Origin of the sequence: Bradyrhizobium sp. AZCC 1578 (assembly GCF_036924675.1) — a bacterium.
Classification (GTDB): Bacteria; Pseudomonadota; Alphaproteobacteria; order Rhizobiales; family Xanthobacteraceae; genus Bradyrhizobium.
Genome location: NZ_JAZHRZ010000001.1, coordinates 284,046 through 304,167, shown reverse-complemented (window position 1 = coordinate 304,167; position 20,122 = coordinate 284,046). Strand labels below are relative to the sequence as shown.

The following is a 20,122-nucleotide window of genomic DNA, read 5'->3' as shown; positions in this document are numbered from 1 at the left end:
CGATGGCTGATCCGAACTCAGACCCGACATCCGAACGCCTTCTGGTCGCCCTACGCGCGGCGCGGGCCCGCGCGCAAGAAACCTCTGCGCTGCTCCGTGCCGGGCAACGGCCGGAGGCCGCGGCCGCCAACACCCGCAACGCGGCGGAGGCGGAGCGCGCCTACCTCTCGTCGCTCGGTGCCTGGTTGCACAGCGATCCGGGGAACGACATCTCCCGCCTCACCGCCGAGTACCCCATCGCGCTGCTGCCCGTCCGGATCGAGACCCGATTCGGCAACCAGGTCGGCAAGCCGTGCCTCCGCGTGCGCGTCTATCCCGACGAGATCGCCGCCGACAGTCACGAGCCCGAGCTGACCATCACCGAGCGCGACGCCGGCACGTCTTTCTGGACGACCGCGTGGGATCCGACGCAGGAGATGGAGGCGTGGCGGGCGCTCGTCGCGTTCGCGGGCGCGACGCGCGCGGCGTGGATCGCGCGCGTGTTGACGCCAACGAACCTCGCGGCCCGACCGGCCGGGGCGCCGCTGTTTCCGGCGGTCGATCTAAAGTCGGCCACCTGGAGCCGTCCGGTGACCACCAGCGTCCTGCCCGACCGCTGGGTCGTCGCCTGCGTCCGTGGCGGCGCCGTCGTCCGGCGCGGCGCCGGCCGCCCGATTCCCGAGCCGCTCACCGTCACGGTGTCGCCCGCGATCGATCCCAACGACACGGCGGGCGTCACCGACATCTCCGGCGACGGGCTGATGCTCGACAATGCGCTCCTCTGGACCGTGCAGTTCGATCGGGCGGAGGCGATCGGGATGGGGATCGTGCTCAGCATCGACGGGACCGATCTCGCGCAGGGATTCGATCGCGTGCTGGTCTACGGCGTGAAGGCCTCGCTCGCGCCGGCCGAGGGCGGCGCGCGGTTGCAGGGCCTACTCGGCGGCCACCACTACAGCCGCGGGCTGGCGCTCGTGCAGCAAGGCACGCCGACGAACAACACCGGCGCAGCCGCGTCGGGCTTTCCCGCGCCGGACCCGAACGCCGCCGTCAGCTTCGCGGTCGAGCGGGGCGACACGGCAGCGATCGCGGGCAGCGACGGCGAAGCATTCGCGCGCGCTGTCGGCGTTCCGGCGGTGGCGGATCACATCGCAGGCGCGGGCCGCATCGAGCAGAAAGCGGCGCGCGCCATGAATCAGGCGCTCTGGCCGGCGACGTGGGGCTACTTCCTGGATCAGCTGCTGGATCCCGTGGTCCCAGTGTCGGCGGTGGATCAGACCCGCGCGTTCTACGTCGCGTGGGTCCGCGGGCGCGGGCCGCTGCCCGCTTTCCGCGTCGGCTCGGTGCCGTACGGGCTGCTTCCTGTGTCGTCGCTGCTCCGCTGGCAGCCGCGGCGCGCGGCGACGGCGCTCGGCCGGTTTCTGCCGGGACTGCTGCGCAAGCTTCGGCCTTACTGGCTGGGCGGCGTCGCCGGCGTTCCGCGCGCCATCGCCGCAGATGGAGATCCGGATCAGGCGCTGCTCGACATTCTCGCCGAGGACGCGAGCGCACGAGAGGTCTGGGTGAGGCCGCTGGTTGGCCCCGACGCCGCGACCAATCTGGCGACGTTCGCCGGCATCGCGTGGTCGGCGCGGCTGGCCGCGCAGTCCACGCAGGTGAGCCGCCTCCAGGACCTCTGGAATGGTGGCGTCGAGATTCCGCGCGTCGCCACTGCGGTCTTCCAGCCCGGCAGCGCGCGCTTCCGCTTCGCGCTCGTGAGCGCGCTCCTCTCGGAGACGGAGGCGCTCGATTTCAACTACCTCCGGTGGCTGCGCACGGCGACGCCCGCCGACCTCCGCGCCGAGCGCGTGCCCGATGGCGTTCCGAAGCCAGTAGAGCTGCTGTATCGCCTCGCGCGGCACGGGCTGCTCCTCGGCTACCGGCGTGCGGCGCTGGATCTGATCGACCAGGTGGGTGCGCTGGACGTGGGCGAACGGCGCGAGCCCGAGTTCGTCGGCATCGTCCCCGGGACCGAGGACCGCAAGACGATCTGGAACCGGCTCGACGCGCCGCTCGCCGGCGTCGGCGGCGGCGCCCCCCTCGGCGAGTACTTGCATGGATTGGTCGTGTCACCCGCTGCGACGGGGCCGACCACGGCGACGTCGACGCTCGCCGATCAGGTCGGCGCGCTCACGCTGCTCGAATCGCTGCCGACCGCGGAGCTGGATCGCCTGTTCACGGAGACGCTCGACACCTGCGCGCATCGGCTCGACGCCTGGATTACGGCGCTCGCGACGGAGCGGCTAGCCGAGCTGCGCGCCGCGCGGCCTCAGGGGATTCACCTCGGTGCCTTCGGGTTCGTCGAGAATCTTCGCCCGGTCGCCGCGCCCGCCGAGCGGCGCCTGGAGGACGGTCGGACGGTCTCGCTGCAGGCCGGCAACGGCGGGTTCATCCACGCGCCGTCGATGACGCACGCCGCGACAGCTGCGGTGCTTCGCAACGGCTACCTCTCCCGTTCGGGGCCGGGGCAGGAGCGGTACGCGCTCGATCTCTCGTCCGATCGGATCCGGGCGGCCCGTTGGCTGCTGGGCGGCATGCGCGAAGGGCAGTCGCTTCGCGGGTTGCTTGGTTACCAGTTCGAACGTGGCCTCCATGAACGGCAGCTTGAGAAATACATCGAGCCCTTGCGGCAGCTCTACCCGCAGCCCGATCTGGATCTGCCCGCCGCACCGGACGTGGTCGATGGGCTCGCGCTTCGTGCCGCGGCGGACGCCGGCCAGATCCCGTTCGGCGCCAATCCCGATCTGCCGTCGGCCGACCCCGATCTCGCGGGCGTGAAGGCCGAGCTGGCCGCGCTCGACGAGACATTCGACGCCGTGTCCGACCTGCTCACGGCGGAGGGCGTGCACCAGCTGGTGCGCGGCACGACGATGGGCGCAAGCGCCAGCATGGACGCGCAGGCGCGCGGCGTCCGTCCGCCCGATCCCGAGATCGCGCGTGTGCCGAGGGGCGGCGTGCCGCTCACCCACCGCGTCGCGCTCGTGTTGGGCGGCGATCCGCCGCCCGACGCGTGGAGCGGCCTGCCGGCCACGCCGCGGAGCACCACCGAGCCGTGGCTCGATCGATGGCTGGCGGCGCTGATCGGCGATCCGTCGACGGTCCGGTGCCGGGTGGCGACGCCGGGGCCACATCGCGGCGATCCCGACGTCGTGCAGACGGTCAGTCTGGTCGAGCTCGGATTGCGGCCGCTCGATTTGCTGCCGCTGGTCGACGGCGGAGGGGGCTCGGTTGCGCTCGACGCACGCAACGCGAACCCGCTGGCCGACGGTTCGGATCTGGATCGGCGGATCGTGGTTGCGGCGTTTGGGTGGACGCCGCCGGCGACGTGCCGGGTCCTCTACGCGCCCGACGCCGGCTGGCTCGCGAGCGGCATCCGCACGCTGCCCGCGATCCTCGAGTTGCTGCGCGCGGCACGTGACTTGATCGGCAAGGCCCGTCCGCTCGCACCGGCGGACGTCATTCTTCCGGAGGTCGACCTGGCGACGTCGGGCGCCGATGGCCTCTCCACCGAGGCGGACGCTCGGGCGGCGCAGGCGCTTGGCGCGCTCGTGCAGCTCGAAGCGGCGCTCACCAGCGCGCGCGCCGCGGTTCCCGATCCCGCGCCCGGCGATCCCGAGCCCGATCTTACGGGCCTGCGCGCCGCCGTCATCCGAGCCGCGGGGTACGGGGCCACGTCGTTCCCGCCGCTCCCGCTGCCCACGCCGGCCGGTGAGCGGCTCCGCCTTGTCGCGGCGGCGGACGCCGCGCTCCGCGATCTCGCGGGCCGCATCGCCGCCGCGAACGCGAGCACCGGGGCGAGCGCGCGCATCGCCGCGATATTCGGCGCCGGATTCCCGTTCCTGCCGCGCTTCCTCCCCGGAAACGCAGCCGGCCTGCAACAGGCGCTCGGGGCCGGCGGCGCGCTCGTCCCCAACGACGCTGTCAAGCGGCAGTGGCTGCAGCAGCTGGAACGCGTGCGCGCGCAGATCGGGCTCTGGCAGCGGGTTGCGCGCTACGCGCGCTGCATCGGCACGCCGGTGCCGCCGTTCGATCTGGCGCAGCTGCCGTACGAGGCGGGCGCCCAGTGGGTCGGCCTGCCGTTCACGCCCGACAAGGCGCCGGCGGCGCGCCGCACGTCGCTCGCGCTGTTCAATCCGGCGACGCCTCCTTCAGCGACGCAGCCGTGGGCCGGTCTGATGATCGACGAGTGGACCGAGATCATTCCGTCCACCGAGGAGACCACCGGCGTCGGCTTTCACTACGACGATCCGGGCGCGGAAGCGGCGCAGGCCGTTCTACTCGCCGTCTGCCCGACCAATGCGCCGCAGTGGGATGCGGACTCCCTGGAGGCCGTGTTGCTGGAGACCTTCGATCTGGCGCAGATCCGCGCTGTCCACGCCGACGTGCCCGCGAGTGTCGGGGTCCCAGGCGTGCCCGATCTGTCGCAGTTGTTGCCAGCGATCTACCTCGCGAGCAATGCCGCGGGCGACACCGTCGGCACCAGCTTCGATGGCGCCCGTATCAATCAGGCGCAGGTCGCCTTTCAATCCGAATAGCCATGGCATCGATCACCCATTGGAACCGTCTCGAACCGAGGCCCCGCGCCCCGTCACTCACGGAGCCGCTGAGCGCCCGCGTCCGCGATCCCGTCTGGTTCTTGACCCGGCAGTGGCAGTTCGGAGAGTTCCAGGGAGAGGACGCGGGCTCGCCTGCGTTTGCGCGCGTCGCGGGCACGAACGCGCCGGTGACCGGCTGGCGCGCCGGCGACGGTCCGGTCTCGGATCTCCCGGCCTGGTCGCCTCTCGAACCGCTCGTCGAACGGGAGGCCTTCACGCCCGATCTGTCGCTGCGGGTGGAGCTCGCCCAGACGTTCGAGGATCTGCTCGCGGCGGGCGCACTGCTGGCATCACAGGTGCGCGACGTGATCGCTGCGTTCCGCGCGGGCGTGCCGCTACCTGACGCGCCGGCCGACGACACCGACGCTCGCCGCTTCGCGCTGGTCGCGGCGGGCCGGTCATTCGACGGCGTCGCCGTATATCACGCGTCCCGGACGTCACCACCGTCGCTGCCCGCCGGTGTCGTGCTGCCGCCCGGCACGGCGATCGCCGTTTCGATCGCGCAGGCTGCGCTCGCGGGGTGGGTCCAGGCGGTCTACGGTGACATCGGCGGCGACGATCCGCCGGCGTGGCGGCCGGAGCGGCTCGAATACGCGGCCTCGATCTTCGCTTCGACGGCTGCTTCGCCTACGGGTGCGAGCGCGATCGAGCTGCAGGCGCGCAGCTCGCCCGACGGCACATTCGAGTGGCACGCGTTCACCCTGACGGGCGCGATGGTGACGGGCGACGGACTCGACCGCCGCCAGCCGGTCGCGAAGTCCTGGAGCATCATCCCGACGCCCGTGCGCTTCCGCGGCATGCCCAACGCGCGCTGGTGGGATTTCGAATCGGGAACGACCGACTTCGGAGACATCCGGCCGGACCGCCGCGACCTCGCGCGGCTGGTCGTGATGGACTTCATGCTCGTGCACGGGAACGACTGGTTCGTGATTCCCTACGACATGCCTGTGGGCCATCTCGGACGGATCGATGCGCTCACGGTGCGCGACGTGTTCGGCGTGGACACGCTGGTGGAGCGCGCCGACCGCAACCCGCTGCCGCCGCGCGAACGCTGGTCGCTTTTCGAGATCACCGCTCCGGCGGCGGCGTCCGGTATAGGGGATTTCCTGCTACTTGCGCCGACCGCCTCCGAGCTGATGCTGCATGGGCCGCCGATCGAAGACGTGCGCTTTCTGAGGGACGATCTCGCGAACATGGTCTGGGCGGTCGAGGAGACGATCGAGGGCGGGGCCGGTGTTCCGCGTTCGGGACACGAACGGAACGTCGCGCGGACATCCGCGCCGGGCCCGCCGCCGGATCACCTCACGTATCGGATCCAGACCGACGTCCCGGCCAACTGGATCCCCTTCGTGCCGGTCACCCTCGATCAGACGACGGGGACCATCGCGCTCGCGCGCGCCGGCATGCCCGATCCGGGCGGCGGCCTAGTCACGCCCGCGGGAAGGATCCTGCTGCCGTCGACCCTCGCGGGGCAAGCGTACCAGATACACGCGGAGGAGGTTTCGCGCGCCGGCACCCGCGTCACGCGCGTCGTCTGCCGCGCGCGCTGGACCGACGGATCAACCCACGTCTGGATCGCCCGACGCAAGTCTGCCGGGCAGGGCGAAGCGTCGAGCGGCCTCGTGTTCGACGGAACTGAAGGCGGGTAGGCGGCGGCTATCGGATCAACGGCATGCCGTAGGAAAGCAACCCGACAGGCCAGCCGTACTGCTACGGCAGATCATGCTTGAGACGCGCTCAAGCTCCATCCGATCCTATTTCAATCGATACCGCCGAGCCCAACAATTCAGGCCTTGGGTCCATTATTGGGTCCACTCAGGGTGCTCGAACCCAATTCTCGCATGCTCGTCAGGCACTTGCGAAGATCACGGAGCCGGTTTGCATATCCGCTGCCCAGAGAACAATCCAGGAAGGCCGGGATTGGATGCATCTTTTCGCCGAACAAGTAGTTTGGGCTCGCAGCCAGCTTGGCTTGCTTTTACTTTTAGCCAACTATTCGAAATCTGTTGTGTATCGCGACGACCATTTTGAGACCGCGGCGCTCAACCCGTCGTCCAACTTTGATTGATAGGCCACGAAGCGCGCCGCCAACCGACCGTAGGTTTGCAATCTCATGCCCTTAGGTCGTGGAGGTGGGCTACAGCTCTCCGGGTTACAATTGGCCAACAGACGTGCCGTGACTTTAGCTTTTCCTAAGTGTGCACGATCGATCCATGTACCAAATTGAGAGAGGTAGGCTACCTGGGTAGCCCAAGCATGTCGGCTAGCGAAAATGCTAGCGCCCGGCGGTCTCCAAACCACGGACGCGAGTCGGCCTGTGATGGGGCAGACGAAATACCACTGTTGACCCCCGAAATTCCTCGGCTGTGCAGCGAGCTTAATCTCTTGCGGGATGCGGCCGATCCAAATTTTTAGCCAACCTTGGGCACCTTGGGTGAGATCTGCACAGATAAAGCCCGAGGCTACTACGCCTAAACTTGGCCGAGTCCAGCTTATCGCACGACCCGGACTGAAGGTGGCAAGACGCACGAATTGATTTCTCACCAGCCAAGGCAAATCGAGAAAAGGACCATCCTGAAGGCATACGCGTTTGCGAAGACGTGGCATTTGGGTCCTATCTGTCTCACGAATTTACGGTAGATGGTCCGCCGCAAAACAAAAGCAAATTTAGATGGCGCGCTGATCGCGGCCGGCTGCTTCATGGCCGCAATCATCATCCGGCCTTACGCGGTCGAGGCATTCAAGCGCGCGTTCAGTCGGCTGATGAGAGGAGACGGATGATGCTGTTCCTCGGGGCCATGACTGCGGCTGTGCTGGCTTGGAAGCTGGGGCCAGCATGTGGCTGGCAATGCTCGCGAAGCGATTTGAGCCCTGGAGATCGGAGGCCCGCCGGCTCACGTTGGCGGTTGGCTCTCCCTTCCAAAACTTAAAGCTTAAAGCTCTCCAGGGATTTCGATATTCCCCGCAGTTTTCCAATCGCCTTATCAATCTCTTCAACTAACTCCTGCCGGTGTGTCTCGTCGCGTGTAGCTATCGTGCTAGCCAGCTCTGCGCGCTTCGCTTTGAGAGCAGTTCGGATTTTCTGGGGGCTGGGCGTTTGTTGACGTTTCTTCGTTATCGCCTTTTTCGACGCTCGGGCGCGCCGTATAGTGGAACTGAGCGATTTGTTGGTTCTATCATCCAAACCCTTGAACAATCGCTTCTCCAGCAGGTCAGATTCGGCCTCACACTCTGCCAATAACTGCTGCATTTTTGAAACGTCATCCTCGCGAATGGCTTCCTTAAATTGTTCTAGGTTCGAACGGAGTGCATTAAGCTGTTTGATAAGCTGACTAGGGCCTATGTTCGCAACTACGCGCCCCATCTTTGCTAACTTGGCCAGAATATCCACAAGTGCGCTGATCGGGTTCATAATCGACCCCGCAACTAACATTCGCATTAGGTTAGTCGAATATCTACGCAGAATCCATTGGAAATCCCGTCGCAGGAGCCGCCGGGGTGGCACCGCTCGAAGTCCGGCCGCACGTCCGCTCCGCGCTTGCCGCACGCCTTGCAGACAAACTGGGGCTCGACATCAGATGGCCGCACATGATCCGGCCAGCAATCGGCGGGCAGGGCGACTGAGTGGGGCGCAGCGGTACGGTAATCGCTGTCAGAAGACCACCACGCCAAAGATACCGGACTCTCGCATTTCCCCGAAGGTGATCTTCTACTCGCGTGGTAAGGAGCTAAGCCGACCGCCGGTTTTTGCGCTCTATGACCTCTGGGTTGCCGGCGGCCGTCTCGCCGATCTGCGCGGACAGTGTCGGAGCCGGCACCGCTCTGACATGCAGCCACTTGCGAAAAGGTCGGTTCGCAATCATAGTGTGCATCGTAGATGCATTCTTGAGTTTCGCGAGGTTCTCGTGGCCAGAATGCCCAAGTATGCCAAAATACAGAATGCCCGGAACCGCAGATCCCCGCCCTCTGCTGTGAGGTTTTTCAACAGTCCTCTCGGAATATGGTTCTTGTCAGCAGTATTTGTGACAGTCGGGGGAGCGGCTTTATCCGCGAGACAGGAATGCTTGGCGTCGGCTCAGTCAGACATCGAGAGCTTCCGCCGTCTCTCCGAAGAGCTTCTCGGGCGACGCGTGCGATTGATGCTCGCGCTCATGGACTCTTCCAATGCGATCGACTTCGAGAAAGCGGTGCGATCAGACGCTTACGCAAGCTTCAAAGAGTTTGATGGTCAGAATTTGCGGACCCTCATAGCCCAGCATCTGAGGATCTCAGCGCGTTTCGAAATATCTGATCAAACAGCCCATAGTTACATAAAGCTACGCACCTCTGAGGGTCCGCTAGGCAAAAATCTTGATTTTATACTGCGAACGGGAAACCTCCCTGGGGTTGTGGTAAGTGACGACGACGTGAAAGAGCCGCGGGAAAATATTGCTCTTGGATTAAATCGTTACCTTTCGATTGGTGAAATTGAAGGAAGATTGCAACTTGTGCCGGCATGCTCATTTTGGCGAATTGCGAGGCGCGCGATTTTCGAAGACTACAAGACGGTTGTTGAAGTTCCGAGGCAGCTTTCTGGCAAGTCACAAGCGAACTGATATCGGAAATGCACCTACTCGTGATCTTGCCAGCGGCCTACTGATCTGCGGCCGGCGAACGAAATATTGCATGGCTGGGCCGCGTTAGGAATCCTCGCGCCTCGGCACGCTGGCGGCGACGCCGGCGCCGAGCAGCAGGAACAGGGTGACGTCACGGCTGAGCTGGCCATGCACCATCGAGAGCGCCGTGATGTAGGCGAGCGCGCAGAGCAGGAAGGCGGCCGCCGGATTGTGGCGCGCGATCGGCCATAATCGCCAGGGGACCATCACCAATAGCGCGACCAGGGCGGCGCCGGCGAACCAGCCGAGCTCGGCCAGCGCCCGCACGGCGGTGTTGTGTGGCGGCATGCCGAGGCAATTGCGGCGCTGTAGCGCGTTGAGACCGAGGCCGAGCGGGCCGGCCTCGCCGATCGCGGCGATCGCGTCGGCAAGCAGCAGTTTGCGGATCGCGATCGAACTGTGCGTATCGATGCCGCAGGCATAGCGCGGCGGCGGCATGCGCCTGGCCGATCACGGCAAACTGCCGAAAGAATTTCGATGAGGTCTGATGGCGCGCGGCGAGGCCGCAGGCGGCGGCCGCGATCACGGTTAGCGCAATGGCGATCGCCGTGCGCGCGGCGGCTTGGTGTCGTGGCGATCGCGGCGGCGAGCAGGGCGGCGCCGAGCATCGCGATCAGCGAAAAGCGCATCATCGAGGCGCCGGCGATCGCGACCGGCAGAAAGATCGCGGCGCACCAGGCGAGCCGCTGGCGGGCGTGTGCTCCGCTGGTCGCGCCGGCGATCACCAGAAATCCGGCGTGACCGTCAGCATCGTCACGGCGCTGGGGAGGCCGAGCACGATCGGATGGCCATGCAGATCGTGCCATTGGCTGATCAGCGCGGTGGCGGTCGCGTTCCGATCGCGGTGATCGCGCCGGCGGCGGCGATGGTGGCCGATCGCAGCATCGGCAGGTCGGCACTCGAAAGCCCGCGGCCGGCGACATACGCGGCGAGCGTTATCACAAACGCGATCGTCTCATTGCGGCCGTCGCGGTCGATCGTGGCCACGATCGAGGCCCGCGCGGCTGCGGCCAGCGCGGCGACGGCCAGATCGGCCGCCGGCGGGCGGTGCCAGGCCAGCGTCGCCAAGAACGCGATCGCGGCGACGACGGCGCCGGTGGCCATGCTGTTGCCGGTCGAGCCGGCAAGGCCATAGCTGAGCGCCAGGATCGACGGCATCGAGAGAACGATGGCAAATGCGGCGCCGCGCAGCGATGCCGCCGTTGTTGGTGTTCGGCTTTGGTCTCAATCAAGACGTGATCCCCAGCGCCGAGCGTTATGGCGCGCTAGGCTACCAGGACGCAGGTCAACACCTGCCGCACGGCTTCGTTGAACTTGGCGCGAGTTGTTCCAATCTTCCTGCGGCAAGGACGTCACCGCGTGGTGAATGTCGGCCGAGATGGTGAGGTCGCTATCGAGCGGCTTGTTCGCCCACTGCCAGAAACGGTCAAAGGCACATCCATCAGGAAAACGCCTCCTTGACGCGGTCGATCGAGTGATGGGTTCGGTTTTTGACCTTGATCCAATGTGGCGAGCGGCCGCCACGATAGGGCCGGTCTCTGCGCTTCGAAACCATGCCCTCGAGTCCCATCATGCAGGCCTGTCGGAATAGATCAGGCCCGATCTCGCCCTGTTCGAAGTCGGAAAGAAAAATGCCGTGGACGCGGCGGGCGAGCAGCCGCGCCAGTTTTACTTTGCGAATATGCAGCGGGAACGGCCGCAGGTCTTCGCCTTCCAGTGAGAGCACGTCGAAAGCGTAAAACTGCACCTTCTCGTTGTGCTTGCGGCTGTGCAGACCGTTGAAATCGGATCGGCCGTCAACGCCGAGCAGTACAGCCTCGCCGTCTATGACAAACCAGCTGACGCGGTTGCGCAGCGCGGCCTCGGTGATCATCGGGTAGCGGTCGCTCCAGTCATTGCCGTTACGCGTGTACAGCCGCACGCGCTTGCCCTCGCGCTGAATGATCAGCCGATAGCCATCATGCTTGATTTCGTGGATCCAGTCGGCGCCATTTGGCACCTTGTTGCCGTGGGTCGGAATGCAGGGTTCGAATAAGGGTTTAAGCATGCGGGAAAAATAGGCATTCCCGCTAGAAATGCGAATCCGGGTTTAAGCTAGGCGCAGGGTCAATTGGCGCCGATTGGGCGCATCCTGGCGATCTACGAAATCTAAGAGCGAAGACGGTAGATCGCACATCTGAAAATCGCATCGACGGCGTAATTCGCGGGCGACATCTTCGGAGACGTCCTCTGACCATCGCTCGGCAGCGTTGAAGGCGACTACGCGGAATGGGTTGCTATATTGGCCGGTCAGTAGATCCTGAATGACGGTTTCCAGGTCCGTGGCTTCATAGTCTGCTTCACGCCAAGCCCGTCCTATTCTGCCGAAATCATCGGCGACTAGGTAGACCGTTTCATCGTAATCATTAGGGACAATCGATGGTGTCCAGTTGGACCTACGCATTTCAAAACTCCACGCCACTCACAATCCGGACTCAACTCGCCTGAGCTAAATCGTTCCCGGAAAACGGAACTTGCCCCATCATGTCGCCTTGCTGCTTGGGAATGGAGGTATCGCCGGATGGCGAAGGCAAAGAAGCAATCTAGCCGAGGGCGGAAGCAGGACCCGGCACGCGTGGCGGGCGGTCAGGACTCGAGGTTCGCTACGAGGCGAAGAAAACCCGGCGATCCGCCAGCGCGGTAAAGAAGGCGGTCAAGAAGGTCGGCAGCGGCCGGAAGCGGCTCGAGCGACGGCTGGGACGTTAGGAACGCGAATGGCGGAAAGTGAGTTGAGCCGCGTCGCATGCCGATGCGACACCTCAGCTCCAGGAGGGCCCCAGCACGTCGCCGCTGGGGCCCTTTTGCTGCGCACTGCAGGTTGTCGCGCATCGTCAGCGAGCCGCGTTCGATTTGGCTTAGATCGGGCTTGAAGTCCGCCGGCATCGTCAGGATCGGAAGGATTTCTATTGCAGTTCGGGCAAGGCGCGCCGGGGCCGTCGCAACCGCAGGCCCTTTCTCCCAAGAACGGCCGATCGAGGTGATGTTCACAAACCCACCGAGTGTTGTCGCACCGAGGACAGTACCGCATCCAATTTCGCCCGCTAGCAATGGAAAACCAATTTCGGTGCAGTCATTGGGTTCCGCTGCCGACCTGCGGCTAACTTTTGTTATGGCGAGACACGCTTGGCCGGTGCTGTGATTTTGGCGTGGCCCTTTGTGGGTGAAGGGCTGGCCTCCACGGGCCTCAGCTTCACGTCCCGAAGCTGGGGCTTTGGTGCTGGGCAAATAGGTCGCCGCAAGTTTCACGAGCCTTGCTCTATCGATTGCCATTTTGTCCCGAAAATCTCGCTCTAGAGTCGTAGTTCGAACCGACACCTGAATCGATTAGTGCTCCAATGTCGGCCTTTTCAGCACGTGTAATTAGTTCGCGATTGGCCCGGCACCTGCAGAGCCGGGCTTTTCGTTGTTAGGTTCTCGCCCCTTCCGGATGTGCAGGGCGCTTAGGTCGGCTTTGGGAGAGTAAGCAGAAGCTTTTTGCTCAATCGGAGTATTGCCGGTTGTGACCCGGAGCAGACCTTTTCTCTGCAATTTGCTCGGCGCTGCGTTCTTGCACAACCAAGACTGATAAGAGATGTAGAAGCCGAAGACCGCATGCTATCGGCGTGATATCGTCCCGTCAGAATGCGGCTGGAAAGTAAGGGTCATGCCAGCCAGTATTGGACGGCGGGAATTGATAGCCGCAATCGGCGGGCGGCGGCGGTTGCTGCAGGTGACCGCTCCGTGCCGATCATGGTGACCCAGATCCCGAACCCGGTGGCGGCTGGCTTTGTCATGAGCCTCGCGCAACGCAGCACGCACCGTTCTGACGGTGGCCGGGCTATGGTGAGGCGGAGCCGTTCTGCAATCCAGGAGGAACCAATGCGGTACCTGCTTAGCACCACCAGCATTTTCCTTGTCATGCTGTCGTTAGGCGCCTCGCTCGATCCGGCTTTCGCCAAAAGTAAGCGCGAAACGGCGGCGCTGCTGGAAGCAAACGTCATGCTTTCCGATGCGATTTCCGTCGCTCAGAAGGAGATCGCTGGAGCAAAACCGGTCGATGCAGATTTGGTGACAACAAAAGACGGTAAAGTCATCTACTCCATCGAACTGGTAAAAGACGACGCGCACACCTTGCACAAGGTGAGCGTCGATATGCAAAACGGGAGCGTCATCGAGGTCACGCAGAAGAACGTTGCAGCGAAGGATTTGAAACGAGTGAAGGCTGTTGATCAAGCCAAGGTCACGATGGCTGAAGCAATTGCAGTTGCTGAAAAGCGGTTTCCCGGCGGCATAATTGCCGCCGCCGAGGCCAAGCTTAGAAGAGGCCAAGTGGATTACGTGGTAGACATCGAGCAGAACGGGCTGCACGTTGTGCACGTGGATCCCGACAGTGGCCGCGTGCTCAGCGCAGCACGCAAATTGGATGACTGAGCGGAGGAAGGCGCTCCGCCTCCGTCCGAACGATACCGCGGCCGACGCAGCTCGGGCGGCGGCGGTTCCTGGCAAAGCGCATAGTTCACTGCCATTTCCAAGCAATCGTTATACCCTTATGATTGCGATGGCGTTGGGAAGATTGACACCGGCGCTCAGCACAAACTTCCCCTGTCCTGCCGTGTGCAAGCGGGGCTTTCTGTCGGGCCTAACGATGGTGAAAGAGACCAAATTCCTCCGCAATCAGGCCGACAAGGCTGAGCGGATTGCCCAGGCCGTGACGGATGTCGAAATCTCGCAACGATACATGAGCATGGCGCGGGCCTATCGCAGTCAGGCCGACATTCTAAAGGCAAAGAGGAAGGCCGCGAAGAAAAGGGGCTAGTGGTTAGCAACCTTTACATTGCGGCTGAATTGATCGTTACGCGCAAAGGAGGCTAAGCAATGAACAAATTGGCGACAGTTGTTTTCACTGCGGCCCTTTCAGCAAGTTCGCTGAACCTCGCCAAGGCCGATCAGCCGGGACCGGACTGGATGCCTGCCGAACAGGTAAAGCAAAAGGTTCTTCAGTCAGGTTATACGGAGGTCACCAAACTAGAAGCCGACGACGGTCAATGGGAAGGCGAAGGCATCAAGAACGGCCAGAAGATGGACTTTCACGCCGATCCGAAGACCGGCGTAATCACGTCCGAAAAGGTCGACGACTAAGAGCGACGAGGCTGCCTCAGTTGGCGGCCTCTTCTAGTTTGATTTTGGAAAAAGTTTATCCCTGATGTAGCGCGACGTCGGCGTCAGACGAATGCCACGCGGTTTGCGCCAGGTTGCCTTATCGATTTCATGTTTGTCGCCGATTGTCAGGGGTCCGGACGCTTTCGCTGTCACGAAGATCGCGTCACTCATTTTCCGGCCCGAACGACGGTTCTTGGCTTTAACTTCCTTCCAAAGCCGAAGGCGTCCAAGTTTGAGTTTCGGAAGTTCTTCTTTGATCTCCCTGCGCAGGCAATCTTTTTCGCTTTCTCGCGTGCGCTTGCGCCCTCCGGGAAACATCCAAAGCCCATCGCGCTTTCGTCTTACGAGAAGCACCCGTCCACGTTTCGCAGCCACCAGTTTCGAGGATTTCGCCATTCCTAAGCACCATATGTCGAATCACCCATGATTTAACGGCCCTTTGCCTAGTCCTTCAATCCTGCCAAACACAACGAAGAAGGCAGCGTGAGCACGATGTGTGCACCGAGTGATCAAAGAAAATCCAAGCGCCGGTATTGAACCGTTCGCCTAGCAACTACGTCACGCGGCTCGGCAGAAGTGCGCCGGTGCGCTCCAGCACCGGATATGCGGCGGCGGCTATGATGTGGGAGTTGATCAGTTTGATATCCCGTAAAAGGTCGAGATGGATCGAACTGGCTTGAGCCGCCTGGAGGTCACTATCCCGGAGGCGGTTGAAGTGCGATGCTGTCGCCTTCGACTCCGCGTCCCTGAACGCGACTTTTTCGTCGACCAAGAGGCGCGCGGTTCGTGGATCTTCTGTGACGAACAACGATGCCGCGGTCTTGAGATTCGCAGAAAGGCGCCCGATCATGGCCGTCAGGTCTTTTTGCTCTTCTTCGGAGAAAACCAAGCCTCGCTTCAGCCGCTTGGAGGCGTGCGGCAAAAAGTTTCGGTCTACAACGTCGCCGGCCTGCTCGATGTTCATCGTGAACGTCAGAATCTCATTTAGGCGGCGATGATCGGTCGCATTCAACTCTTCCGGATCAAGCGAGGTAAGATAGGCTTTGATTGCAATGTTCAGCTTATCTAGCACATCTTCGCGCCGTCGGGTCTCAACGAGCAACCGCCGGTCTCCCTTCGCTAGTCCGGCGTTCACCCCTTGAAGCATTTCCTCGAGCACATCGGCGAGCCGCAGCGCTTCGCGAGATGCCGCGCCAAGCGCGACGATGGGCGTCTCCCTCGCGGCGGGATCGAGGTAGAGTGGGCGCGCAGGATCGGCCGGATCGACACGTTCCGGAAGCCAGCGGCGCAACAGCGACGCATAAGGCCCTAGAAGCGGTAGCGAAACGACAGCGACGACAAGATTGAAAAGCGTGTGAAAATCGGCAACGGCGCGCGCGCTGGTTGGCTCGATCGACGTCATGAAATGACTGATCGGCCCGAGAAAATTTACTGTCGCGGCAACCCCCAGAATACGTCCGATCAGATTGCCGAATGGAAGCCGCTTCGCTGCCGGATCGTCGCCTCCGGCACCCTCAACGAGAGGATTGATGGCTGTGCCGAGATTTGCACCGAGAACTAAAGCAAACGCCGCGTCAGCAGGAACCACGCCTTTCGTCGCCAGCGACATGATAAGCAAGACGATTGCGACGCTCGAATGCGCGGCCCATGTCAATAAAGCCGCCAGACATACGTCCAAGAACCATGAGGCCGAAACAGCGCTCAACAGCATGCTCAAGATCAGTGAATTCTCGTAGACGGTCATCAGACTGAGAAGCTGGTGCAACGCAAGGAGCACCAAGCCGAGGCCGATGAACACGCGACCGAGATCGTGCGCTTGGGTTCGCGAATCGTTCCGGAACATCACCATGCCGATCAGGATCAGCGCCGGAGAGATCAGCACGACGTCGAACGAAAGAACCTGCACGATCAATGTCGTACCCACATTGGCACCCAACATGACCGCGAGCGCCGGAACAAGCGCCACCAGGCCGCCGGCAGCGAAGCCAGCCGTCATCAGTCCCGTGGCGGTGCTGCTCTGAAGGACCGCGGTAACGCCTACGCCGGCGAGGAACGCGCGAAAGCGGGTACGCAAGGCGCTTCCCAGGATCGACCGCAACTTCGACCCAAAGGCGCGCTGGACACCGGTCTGCACCATGTGTGTGCCCCAAAGCAGCAGCGCGATGGCGCCGGCAAGATCGATCAAGGAAACAAACAGGGACATGATCGATTCTCTCCTAAGTATTCCGACGAACTGAGCCGCCCATTCAGTCCGATTCAAGCAGCGTCTACGCGGCCATCCCTCGCGGCGTGGATTCGATCCGCGTACTGTTCGGCGATCGGACGAAAACCCGCCGGCAGCGACTTGTCTGTGAAGAAATGATGACAATCGCTAAGATGGCCGCCGCGGACCGTGGCGTTGCGGCCGAATTTGCTGGTGTCGGCGACCAGCAGGGCGGCTCGACAATTGGCGACGATGGCCTGCCGCGCCTGGACTTCGTCCAAATGAAAATCGAGCAGGGTGCCGTCCTGATCGATGCCCCCGACGCCGAAGATTCCGAAATCGGCCCTGAAGCAGGAAAAAAAACGTACTGCCGCGTCGCCGATGATGTCCCGGTCAAAGGGACGCAGCGTTCCGCCTGCGATCGTGATTTCCACGTCGGGATTTTGCGCGAACGCCGCTGCCACGTTCAGGTTGTTGGTGATGACCCGCAGATCCTGACGGCGGGACAACGCCTGCGCGACATATTCGGGCGTCGTGCCGAGGCCAATCATGAGCGATGCGCCGTCGGGAATGAAATTGGAAACCGCATGAGCGATCCGTCGCTTGGCGTCGGGGTTCAACCCCTGTCGGCTTCCGTAGGCAAGGTTCTGGTTCTGCACGGGAAGGCTGACGCCGCCGTGAATCCGCCGCAGCAGCCCTTGGTCGCACAACTGATTCACGACACGGCGGACGGTCTGCTGCGTGACGTCGAAATGCTTGGCGAGATGCTCGATCGAGGCGAAGCCTTCCTCGCGCACGATCTCCAGAATACGGGCCTGGCGTTCAGTGGCGATCTTGAGCATAGGACCCCTTTGCCATCACAAAGTATCATTCGAACAAGCCAGGCGCAATTTCTATTTCATATGTGCATATTTTATGTTCATATGAACATAGAAGGAGGTTGGAATGCGCTCGGAGTGGGTGAATGGCCGCTCGGTTCGGAAAAGGGAAAGGGATCGTTCCGTTTTCAATGACTGATCGCGGGCTACGCCACACGAGAACGAAGCAACGGACTAGGATGCTTCGATACGACTGCGCTTGTGCCTATCAACAGTGCTGGACCGGGTAGATGATGTCGGCGATTACGCTGGATCACGTTTCCAAGAATTGGGGTCCCATGCGGGCCGTCGCCGACGTGAGTCTCACGGCGGAAGAAGGGTCGCTGCTGGTGCTGCTCGGTCCATCGGGTTGCGGCAAATCCACAACGCTTCGTTTGATTGCAGGGCTCGAGCAACTCGACGGTGGCACGATTACGATCGGCGGCACGGACGTGACGCATCTCACGCCGGCCCAGCGCAAGATCTCCATGGTGTTCCAGTCCTACGCACTGTTTCCACACCTGAGCGTGGCGGAGAATATTATCTTCGGTTTGCGCGTGCGCCGTGTATCCCGCGCCGAGCGCGACGCGCGGCTTCAGCGCGTTGCGGACATCGTCGGTCTCGGACATTTGCTCGAGCGCAAGCCGTCGCAACTGTCCGGCGGCCAGCGCCAGCGCGTGGCGCTCGGGCGCGCCATTATCGCGGAGGCGCGCGTCTGCCTGATGGACGAACCACTCTCGAATCTCGACGCCAAGCTGCGCCACGAGATGCGGACCGAAATCCGAGCGCTGCAGCAGCGACTCGGAATGACGATGGTCTATGTGACGCACGATCAGACCGAGGCCATGACCATGGCCGATCGCGTCGTGCTGATGCGCGACGGTCGCGTTGAGCAGAGCGGTTCGCCGGAGGAATTGTACAATCGACCGGCGACGGCATTCACCGCGCGCTTTATCGGCACGCCACCGATGAATTTGATTCTGCAGGGCGACCGGCTGATCGGTATCCGGCCGGAGCATATCCGCATCGTGTCGCAAGACGGTCACGCAGCGCGCGTAAAAGCCGTCGAGCATCTCGGTGCCGACAGCATCATTCTGTGCGAAATCGAAGGCCAACCGGTTTCGGTGCGGCAAGATGGTTTCAGCAAGGCTCACCCAGGCGATGAAGTCAGGCTTGCCTGGGACACCGGCCATGAACATCAGTTTGACCAGAAATCGGAGCGGCGGCTGGAGTCGGCCGTCAATGAGGAAAGGCGAATTGCATCTGGCTGAAACTGAAACGACGGTCTCGGCACGGCAAAAAAGATAACAAGGGAGGACGACATGAGATTCTTTCGACAAACAATGCTGGCGGCTGCGACGCTTGCGGCCCTGTCTCTGAGCCTGTCTCCCGCGGCGGCGGTGGATCTCACCATGTATTATCCGGTCGCGGTGGGCGGCCCGGTGACGAAGATCATCGACGACATGGTCGCCCGCTTCGAGAAGGAGAACGCGGACATCAAGGTGACGGCGGTCTACGCCGGCAACTACACCGATACGATGACCAAGGCGATGACGGCCATGAAGGGTGGTCAACCGCCGCAATTGTCGGTGCTGCTATCGACCGACGTCTTCACGCTGATGGACGAGAACGCCATTGTGCCAATGGATGGTCTCGTCGCTGACAAGTCGTGGTTCAAGGAATTCTATCCGGCGTTCATGGCGAACGGACAGATCGACGGCAAGACCTGGAGCATTCCGTTCCAGCGCTCGACGATCGTGCTGTACTGGAACAAGGATGCCTTCAAGGAAGCCGGCCTCGATCCGGAAAAGGCGCCTGCGACCTGGGATGAAATGGTCGACATGTCCAGGAAGCTCGTCAAGAAGGATGCGTCCGGCCACACCGTGCGCTGGGGCGTCGAAATTCCGACAACCGGCTACGCCTACTGGATGCTACAGGCGCTTGCCATCGAAAATGGCCAGAAGCTAATGAACGAACCCGGTAACGAGGTTTATCTCACGGCGCCAAAGACGGTGGGCGCGCTCGATTACTGGGTCGACCTATCGCGCAAGCATAATGTCATGCCGATGGGCAGCATCGACTGGGCGACGCTGCGCACCGATTTTGTCGAAGGCAAGACGGCAATGATGTGGCACACCACGGGCAACCTGACTGCGGTGAAGGACGCCGCCAAGTTCAACTTCGGCGTTGCCATGCTGCCGGCGAAGGAGCGGCGCGGCTCACCCACCGGCGGCGGCAACTTCTACATCTTCAAGAGCGCTTCATCCGAGCAGCAGAAGGCCGCCGTGAAATTCATCCAGTGGATGACGGCTCCGGAGCGTGCGGCGGAGTGGAGCATGAAGACGGGTTATGTCGCGGTTTCTCCGGCGGCCTACAAGACCCCGGCGATGGAAGCCTATGCGAAGGGTTTCCCTGCCGCGACCGTTGCCCGTGATCAGCTTGAGCATGCCGTGCCGGAATTGTCCGTTCACGAGAACGGCCGCATCTACAAGTTCGTCGGGGATGCCGTGCAGGCGGCGGTCACCGGCACGCAAAAGCCGCAGGAGGCACTTGCTGCCGCTCAGCAGCAGGCCGACCGCGTACTGCGCGCGTATAAATAAAGAGAAGGGCCGGGTG

General features: G+C 62.8%; 18 protein-coding genes and 1 pseudogene. 11 read left to right on the top strand and 8 right to left on the bottom strand.

The window, feature by feature from the left end:
* The first annotated feature begins 2 nt into the window (after window positions 1-2).
* The 3 genes from V1290_RS01660 (at window position 3) to V1290_RS01650 (ending at window position 7,394) form a co-directional block, all read left to right on the top strand.
* On the top strand, window positions 3-4,553 hold the full coding sequence (locus V1290_RS01660) for a hypothetical protein (protein WP_334362686.1): 4,551 nt from the start codon (window positions 3-5) through the stop codon (window positions 4,551-4,553).
* Between the two features lie 2 nt (window positions 4,554-4,555).
* On the top strand, window positions 4,556-6,262 hold the full coding sequence (locus V1290_RS01655) for a hypothetical protein (protein WP_334362685.1): 1,707 nt from the start codon (window positions 4,556-4,558) through the stop codon (window positions 6,260-6,262).
* A gap of 991 nt (window positions 6,263-7,253) precedes the next feature.
* Window positions 7,254-7,394: a hypothetical protein gene (locus V1290_RS01650; RefSeq protein ID WP_334362684.1), complete on the top strand. Its 141-nt coding sequence runs from the start codon at window positions 7,254-7,256 to the stop codon at window positions 7,392-7,394.
* A gap of 145 nt (window positions 7,395-7,539) precedes the next feature.
* Here V1290_RS01650 and V1290_RS01645 read toward each other — a convergent pair whose 3' ends face one another.
* The gene (locus V1290_RS01645) at window positions 7,540-8,025 is read right to left on the bottom strand and encodes a hypothetical protein (protein ID WP_334362683.1); all 486 of its coding nucleotides are present in this window, start codon (window positions 8,023-8,025) and stop codon (window positions 7,540-7,542) included.
* Between the two features lie 595 nt (window positions 8,026-8,620).
* On the opposite strand from V1290_RS01645, the gene V1290_RS01640 reads away from it, so the two are divergent.
* Entirely contained in the window at window positions 8,621-9,208 is a 588-nt protein-coding gene (locus V1290_RS01640; RefSeq protein WP_334362682.1) for a hypothetical protein, read from the top strand.
* An 84-nt stretch (window positions 9,209-9,292) separates the two neighbouring features.
* Here V1290_RS01640 and V1290_RS01635 read toward each other — a convergent pair whose 3' ends face one another.
* Window positions 9,293-9,706 carry a hypothetical protein gene (locus tag V1290_RS01635; RefSeq protein ID WP_334362681.1) on the bottom strand — a complete coding sequence of 138 codons (414 nt, stop codon included), beginning with the start codon at window positions 9,704-9,706 and terminating at the stop codon, window positions 9,293-9,295.
* A gap of 132 nt (window positions 9,707-9,838) precedes the next feature.
* Between V1290_RS01635 and V1290_RS01630 the strand changes: the two genes are divergently transcribed.
* Window positions 9,839-10,009, top strand: coding sequence for a hypothetical protein (locus V1290_RS01630; RefSeq protein WP_334362680.1), 171 nt, complete (start codon window positions 9,839-9,841; stop codon window positions 10,007-10,009).
* Between the two features lie 72 nt (window positions 10,010-10,081).
* On the opposite strand, the gene V1290_RS01625 is transcribed toward V1290_RS01630, so the two are convergent.
* The 3 genes from V1290_RS01625 to V1290_RS01615 all read right to left on the bottom strand — a co-directional run bounded on the left by V1290_RS01625 (window position 10,082) and on the right by V1290_RS01615 (window position 11,711).
* Complete coding sequence (locus V1290_RS01625) at window positions 10,082-10,426, bottom strand: hypothetical protein (RefSeq protein ID WP_334362679.1); 345 nt, start codon at window positions 10,424-10,426, stop codon at window positions 10,082-10,084.
* 283 nt (window positions 10,427-10,709) lie between these two features.
* Entirely contained in the window at window positions 10,710-11,315 is a 606-nt protein-coding gene (locus V1290_RS01620; RefSeq protein ID WP_334362678.1) for an ATP-dependent DNA ligase, read from the bottom strand.
* Window positions 11,316-11,357: 42 nt separating this feature from the next.
* The gene (locus tag V1290_RS01615) at window positions 11,358-11,711 is read right to left on the bottom strand and encodes a hypothetical protein (protein WP_334362677.1); all 354 of its coding nucleotides are present in this window, start codon (window positions 11,709-11,711) and stop codon (window positions 11,358-11,360) included.
* A gap of 117 nt (window positions 11,712-11,828) precedes the next feature.
* Here V1290_RS01615 and V1290_RS01610 point away from each other — a divergent pair.
* From V1290_RS01610 to V1290_RS01595, 4 genes and pseudogenes are all read left to right on the top strand, one after another.
* A pseudogene (locus tag V1290_RS01610) lies at window positions 11,829-12,013 on the top strand (DUF3606 domain-containing protein).
* A 915-nt stretch (window positions 12,014-12,928) separates the two neighbouring features.
* Window positions 12,929-13,717 (top strand): PepSY domain-containing protein, encoded by a 789-nt coding sequence (locus V1290_RS01605; RefSeq protein ID WP_334362676.1) that lies wholly within the window; start codon window positions 12,929-12,931, stop codon window positions 13,715-13,717.
* 214 nt (window positions 13,718-13,931) lie between these two features.
* Window positions 13,932-14,102 carry a hypothetical protein gene (locus tag V1290_RS01600; protein ID WP_334362675.1) on the top strand — a complete coding sequence of 57 codons (171 nt, stop codon included), beginning with the start codon at window positions 13,932-13,934 and terminating at the stop codon, window positions 14,100-14,102.
* A gap of 59 nt (window positions 14,103-14,161) precedes the next feature.
* Window positions 14,162-14,425 (top strand): PepSY domain-containing protein, encoded by a 264-nt coding sequence (locus tag V1290_RS01595; RefSeq protein WP_334362674.1) that lies wholly within the window; start codon window positions 14,162-14,164, stop codon window positions 14,423-14,425.
* 33 nt (window positions 14,426-14,458) lie between these two features.
* Here the strand turns inward: V1290_RS01595 and V1290_RS01590 are convergent, their stop codons facing one another.
* From V1290_RS01590 to V1290_RS01580, 3 genes are all read right to left on the bottom strand, one after another.
* The gene (locus tag V1290_RS01590; RefSeq protein WP_334362673.1) at window positions 14,459-14,842 is read right to left on the bottom strand and encodes an NUDIX hydrolase; all 384 of its coding nucleotides are present in this window, start codon (window positions 14,840-14,842) and stop codon (window positions 14,459-14,461) included.
* A gap of 157 nt (window positions 14,843-14,999) precedes the next feature.
* A complete protein-coding gene (locus tag V1290_RS01585) occupies window positions 15,000-16,649 on the bottom strand; it encodes a Na/Pi cotransporter family protein (protein WP_334362672.1) in 1,650 nt (549 codons plus the stop codon).
* Window positions 16,650-16,702: 53 nt separating this feature from the next.
* Window positions 16,703-17,491 carry a DeoR/GlpR family DNA-binding transcription regulator gene (locus V1290_RS01580; RefSeq protein WP_334362671.1) on the bottom strand — a complete coding sequence of 263 codons (789 nt, stop codon included), beginning with the start codon at window positions 17,489-17,491 and terminating at the stop codon, window positions 16,703-16,705.
* Between the two features lie 269 nt (window positions 17,492-17,760).
* Between V1290_RS01580 and V1290_RS01575 the strand changes: the two genes are divergently transcribed.
* Together V1290_RS01575 and V1290_RS01570 are read left to right on the top strand one after the other, a co-directional pair.
* On the top strand, window positions 17,761-18,777 hold the full coding sequence (locus V1290_RS01575) for an ABC transporter ATP-binding protein (protein WP_334368906.1): 1,017 nt from the start codon (window positions 17,761-17,763) through the stop codon (window positions 18,775-18,777).
* Window positions 18,778-18,828: 51 nt separating this feature from the next.
* Window positions 18,829-20,106, top strand: a complete 1,278-nt coding sequence (locus V1290_RS01570) for an ABC transporter substrate-binding protein (RefSeq protein WP_334362670.1) — start codon at window positions 18,829-18,831, stop codon at window positions 20,104-20,106.
* Window positions 20,107-20,122: the final 16 nt, after the last annotated feature.